Here is a 4,212-nt window from a genome sequence, read left to right as displayed (position 1 = left end):
ATCTGTGAATGTATATTGTTCTTTGTTTTTCTGTCGCTATTACATCGCCATGTAATAGCGAGGGTGGAAATTAAACAGAAATTTAATTTTTTGGTAGATCTGTCGCGTAATTGACTATGTGATAATTCAAAGGAGTTGGAATGAAAAGAACTGTCGTTGCCAGCATGATCGGATTGGCTCTATGTGCCGGGAGTGCATTATCAACCGTACAAGCCGCTGCGGATAAACGCCCTAACTTAGTCATCATTCTTGCAGATGATTTAGGTTATGGCGATCTGGCGACTTATGGCCATCGAATCGTTAAAACGCCTAATATCGACAAACTGGCTCAGGACGGGGTGAAATTTACCGATTATTATGCGCCAGCTCCTCTGTGTTCTCCCTCTCGAGCTGGGTTGCTTACTGGCCGAATGCCGTTTCGTACAGGGATTCGCTCCTGGATCCCTGAAGGCACTAATGTTGCGTTAGGTCGAAATGAACTGACTATTGCTAACTTGCTGAAGCAACAGGGCTACGATACGGCGATGATGGGTAAGCTGCATCTTAATGCTGGTGGCGACCGTACTGACCAACCACAGGCAAAAGATATGGGCTTTGACTATGGTCTGGTCAATGCTTCCGGCTTTGTGACCGATTCTACGTTGGATAATGCCAAAGAACGTCCACGCTATGGCACCGTGCATCCCACTGGGTTTGTGCGTAATGGCAAATCGATTGGCAGAGCGGACACCTATAGCGGCGAACTGGTCAGCTCCGAAGTTGTGAACTGGCTGGATAATAAGAAAGATGATAAACCGTTCTTTCTATATGTTGCGTTTACAGAGGTTCACAGCCCACTGGCTTCACCCCAAAAATACCTTGATATGTACTCGCAATACATGAGTGATTATCAAAAACAGCATCCGGATCTGTTCTATGGTGACTGGGCAGATAAACCGTGGCGCGGTACGGGAGAGTATTACGCTAACATCAGCTATATGGATGCTCAGGTCGGTAAAGTGATGGATAAGATCAAGGCGATGGGCGAAGAAGATAACACCATTGTCATCTTTACCAGCGATAACGGACCGGTAACCCGCGAGGCACGTAAAGTGTATGAGCTGAATCTGGCGGGTGAGACCGATGGCTTGCGTGGCCGTAAAGATAACTTGTGGGAAGGTGGGATCCGCGTTCCGGCAATCATCAAATATGGCAAACATATTCCACAAGGGATGGTCTCTGATACGCCGGTTTACGGTCTTGATTGGTTGCCGACGTTGGCCAACATGATGAATTTCAAACTCCCAACAGATCGTTCCTACGATGGGCAGTCTCTGGTGCCGCTGCTTGAGCAGAAAACGTTAAACCGTGAAAAACCGCTGATCTTCGGTATTGATATGCCATTCCAGGACGACCCTACCGATGAGTGGGCTATGCGTGATGGTGACTGGAAAATGATCATCGATCGTGAGAATAAGCCGAAGTATCTCTATAACCTGAAACAGGATCGGTTTGAAACGCTTAACTTGATTGGCAAACAGCCTGATATTGAAAAACAGATGTACGGTAAATTCCTGAAGTACAAAAAGGATATTGATAACGATTCATTGATGAAAGCTCGAGGCGAGAAACCGACTCCGGTCACCTGGGGCTAACCGGATAATAATAAAAATACAGTGTATGCCACTTAGGGCTATGCCCGCCTGGCTCAGCACTTTGGTGCTGGGCTGGGTTCTTTTATTTATGGACCTTCGCGATGTACAGGAAAAGTTGCCAGGTAATGATTAAGCCGACAGGGTCGGTATGCAATCTGGACTGTAAATACTGCTTTTACCTGGAGAAAGAAAAACTGTATCCAGACAGAAAAGGTAATTACAGGATGTCAGATTCCATGCTGGAATTATTCATCAAACAACACATTGCCGCACAGGATGTGGATGAAGTCATTTTTGCATGGCAAGGTGGAGAACCGACACTGATGGGGCGCGCATTTTATCAGCGAGCGGTTGAGTTTCAGCAACATTACGCGAGAGGGAAGAGCATTGTTAATACTTTCCAGACGAACGGTATTTTAATCGATGATGAATGGGCTGTTTTTTTCCGGCAGAATGATTTCCTGGTCGGGATCTCTGTTGATGGTGATGCCGCGCTACATGATGAATGGCGTGTGACTCGTTCGGGTAAACCGACGCACAGAAAAGTTGAACAGGCCATTGAATGTCTGGTACGCCATGGCGTCGAATTTAATACACTGACGGTTGTTAATCACACTAATATGCGTTTCCCACTGCAGGTCTATCAATACCTGAAAAGTATTGGCAGCCGATATATGCAATTTATCCCGCTCGTTGAACGATGCAGCGCTAGCGAGGATGGCAGGTTGGCACATCCTGATGATAAACAGATAACCATGATGCCGTGGTCTGTTGATTCCCTTCAGTTCGGCCACTTCCTCAATGCCATTTTTGATGTCTGGATCCGTGAGGACATTGGTAATATTGGCATACAACTCTTTGAGCAGACGCTTGGGGCCTGGTGTGGGCTACCTCCGCAAGTCTGCGTGTTTGCTCCCACATGCGGTAGTGCGTTTGCGATGGAAATGAACGGTGATGTCTATAACTGCGATCACTTTGTCTATCCACAGTACAAGTTGGGAAATATTCAGCATACGACGCTACGCGCAATGAACAATAGCGAGCAGAACCGGCAATTCGGCAATGATAAAAACCGTACAATGGCGCAAGAATGCTACTCCTGTCAGTGGCAATTTGCCTGCCATGGGGGATGCCCCAAACACCGTTTTTTACCTTCGGCCTCAGGGATGTTGAATCAGAACTATTTATGCGCTGGTTATCAGGCATTTTTTGCCCATACAGCATTGGCGATGGGGGCGATGAAGACGCTCTGTGAAAATAATATTTCACCCGCAGAGATAAAAACAATATTTGTATGACAGTAATATTCGCAGGGAGTGAATATGTTTTTCCAAATCAATGTCGATGCTTGTAAAACGCCTGAGTGCAAAAATATGGGTATCCTCAACAGCCCGGATTATTTGGTGCAAGGTAAGGACATTTTGTGCAGAGAATGTGGATTCTCATTCCCGGTCATTTCTGAACGTTCGCTCAATCTCTTCCGTATGTCGGCTAACCTGCCCTGGAGAGGGCTAATTAAGGCTTGTCCTGGTTGTGGCAGTTCGTCATTGAAAAAGTACGGTTTTTCCGCCCAGGGAGAGGCCCGACTGTACTGTCTTCAGTGTCATAAAACCTTTGTTTTCCTTGGTCGGCATAAAGCGGATGTCCGCCAGGAAAGCCTTGCCAGACTTATCCTGGAAGGTGCCTCATTGGCAGATATCAGAACGACGCTTTTATTAGACAGCACAGGACTGAACCGTGCATTACAAAAATTATCTCGCAGCGTAAATCAATCCGAACGAGAATTCACATTTCCAGCATTCGATTTGGCCATGAGCACACGCGCTTTTCGGGTTAAATTTAACGGTGGCGACCACAGCCTGTATGTTCTGGTTACGGCAGAGGAAAACAGTGGTAGAGTTATTGCTGTGACAACCAATTATTCCACTCAGGCTGTAGAAGAAGAATATCAGTATATTTCTGACTATGAAGAACGCCTACCATCCGGCACGCTAGCGCATCTTGTCCAACGTAAAGAACTCATGACAATGCGACGAAACACATTATTTGATGTGGATTATGGTCCCGCCGCGTTGCACAAAAACGATCCCGGAATGTTGGTAAAACCCGTCCTCCCTGCATATCGACATTTTGAGTTGGTCAAAGAACTTACAGATGAACGAACCCTTAATGTTCAGCACTACATTGATCATGAATGTTTTATATTAGGGGGATGTATGATGGCGAATTTGAAATCTATTCGACAAAGTCGTTGTCATATCTCATTTGTAAGAGAAATGGGTGACTTGCCATCGGATGCAAACTTTCCCTATCGTGTATTTCGTAGCGGTGGAATACGTAATAATGTCTGGCGTTCTTTTTCGTCTCGCGGTTATGCTAAAGCCGTATGTAATCTAACAGGGAATAAAAAAACGAGTATGCTGCGTTATGCAACCCTAACCGGAGCAACAAAATTCATCCAGTTTTTACAGGTACATCCATTTTTCTTACAACTCAGTCGTTTGTCGCCAGCAAATGTCACAATGGTATTGAATTACTTAAAGTTTGAATATAACAAAAACATCACACTATAACATAT

3 protein-coding genes are annotated in these 4,212 nt (G+C 45.5%); all 3 read left to right on the top strand.

All coding sequences use genetic code 11. From position 1 onward, the window contains the following. The first annotated feature begins 140 nt into the window (after nt 1–140). Complete coding sequence (locus tag NNO02_RS22760) at nt 141–1,634, top strand: sulfatase family protein (protein WP_271440447.1); 1,494 nt, start codon at nt 141–143, stop codon at nt 1,632–1,634. Between the two features lie 101 nt (nt 1,635–1,735). Next, on the top strand, nt 1,736–2,932 hold the full coding sequence (locus NNO02_RS22755; RefSeq protein ID WP_271455823.1) for an anaerobic sulfatase maturase: 1,197 nt from the start codon (nt 1,736–1,738) through the stop codon (nt 2,930–2,932). 24 nt (nt 2,933–2,956) lie between these two features. Further along, on the top strand, nt 2,957–4,207 hold the full coding sequence (locus tag NNO02_RS22750; RefSeq protein WP_271455822.1) for an IS1/IS1595 family N-terminal zinc-binding domain-containing protein: 1,251 nt from the start codon (nt 2,957–2,959) through the stop codon (nt 4,205–4,207). The last annotated feature ends 5 nt before the right edge of the window (nt 4,208–4,212 follow it).

Origin of the sequence: Citrobacter sp. Awk 2 (assembly GCF_028069815.1) — a bacterium.
In the GTDB taxonomy this organism is placed as follows: Bacteria; Pseudomonadota; Gammaproteobacteria; order Enterobacterales; family Enterobacteriaceae; genus Citrobacter.
The sequence above is the reverse complement of the archived record's forward strand: the minus strand, read 5'-3'. Positions and strand labels throughout refer to the sequence as shown.